General features: G+C 55.2%; 1 protein-coding gene and 1 pseudogene. Both read left to right on the forward strand.

Annotation, left to right across the window (positions count from 1 at the left end):
• A partial coding sequence (locus OU682_RS23940; protein ID WP_268944676.1) for a transposase occupies positions 1-211 on the forward strand: 211 nt, incomplete at its 5' end.
• A gap of 20 nt (positions 212-231) precedes the next feature.
• A pseudogene (locus tag OU682_RS23945) lies at positions 232-946 on the forward strand (IS5 family transposase).
• Positions 947-1,437 lie beyond the last annotated feature (491 nt).

The raw sequence follows: 1,437 nt of genomic DNA on the forward strand, positions 1-1,437 counted from the left end.
TAACCGCGGCGCTCGGATCGTGATCTCGCAGCACCCCGCCCGTGCGCAGAAGCTCAGGATCGATGCCGAAATCTACATCTGGCGCCACCTCATCGAGAACTTCTTCTGCAAGCTTAAGGAGTTCAAACGCATTGCCATGCGTGCTTGCAAGACCGACCGGAGCTTCGAAGCAATGGTCTATCTCGCTGCCGCCGTTATCAACTCACGATGAATCCCCACAGGCCCTAGCGGATGGAGCATCTACGGCCGTTCTTTCCGAAGTCACGAGGCAAGCCCCGGGGGTTGATGATCAGCGGGTGCTGAGTGGGACAGTCTATGTAAAGAAGAACGGCTTGCAGTGGCGAGATGCACCTTCCCTCCATGGCCCGCCTCAAATGCTCCGCAATCGGTTCGTCTGCTGGTCCCGCATGGGCGTGTTCGCCTGCTCTTCATGGAGCTGGCGCAGCCGGACCCCGATGGCGGGACGATCATGATCGACAGCGTCCACTTCAAGGCGCATCGCACGGCGGGAAGTCTCTCAAAAGAGGGACTCGGACGCGGGCCATCGGACGGACTAAAGTCGGCTTGAACTCCAAGCTGCACATGGTCTGCGACGATCTGGGATGGCCACTTACCTTCTTTTTGTCTCCTGGTCAGATGAGCGACGCGAAGTGCGCCGCGGCGCTGCTGAATGCTCTGCCGTAAGCCAAAGTGCTTTTGGCTGACAAGGGATGTGGTGCCGACTGGTTCCGAGAAGCCTTTGAGAATTACAGCTTGCATTCCGGCCCGGCGCGGGCGCAGAAACCCCACCAAACTTGATCCAATGCTTTACAGGCAGCGCCACCGGATCGAGAACCCGTTCGCCCGGCTCAAGGATTGGCGCCGGATCGCCACCCGCTACGACAGATGCGGCGAGTTGTTCCTCTTCGCCATCTGCATCGCCGCAACTGTCACGTTCGGGTTGTGAGGCCTGACTCTAGTCAGCAATTGTGACTATTGAACTTGGAATGCCAAGCAGATTTGAGAAAAACCCTAGAGCGGGTTGCAGTTTTTTGAAAGTCGTATGTGTCCGAAGATATCGCCTGACCTGCTTAGAAATGTCAGCCTTGTAATACTCGAGAGAGCCTGTTGCTTCGCATTCCTGCTCAACTCTTTCGCAGATATCAGCTATGTTTCTGAAGTGAACTCTCCAGTCCAAGCCCCCGCGGGAGGTAAGAGGAAGGACGAAATAATCCGACTCGTCATATCCGAAGAAAACCACTGCCGGGAATTTATCCCTCGGAATATGCAGCTGATTAGCGACATTAATAGCTAGCTCTTCGTCATACGAGCTTGGGTTAAGGTGATCATTTATTGTGTATGCTCCTCTTCCTCGATCGTCGCTAGTGTTCACCGCCTAACAGAAGATTCCTTCCTGTGGTCGAATGTGACATGTTCGGCGGATGAGACGAGACGACA

Source organism: Paracoccus benzoatiresistens (genome assembly GCF_026913015.1).
Classification (GTDB): Bacteria; Pseudomonadota; Alphaproteobacteria; order Rhodobacterales; family Rhodobacteraceae; genus Paracoccus; species Paracoccus benzoatiresistens.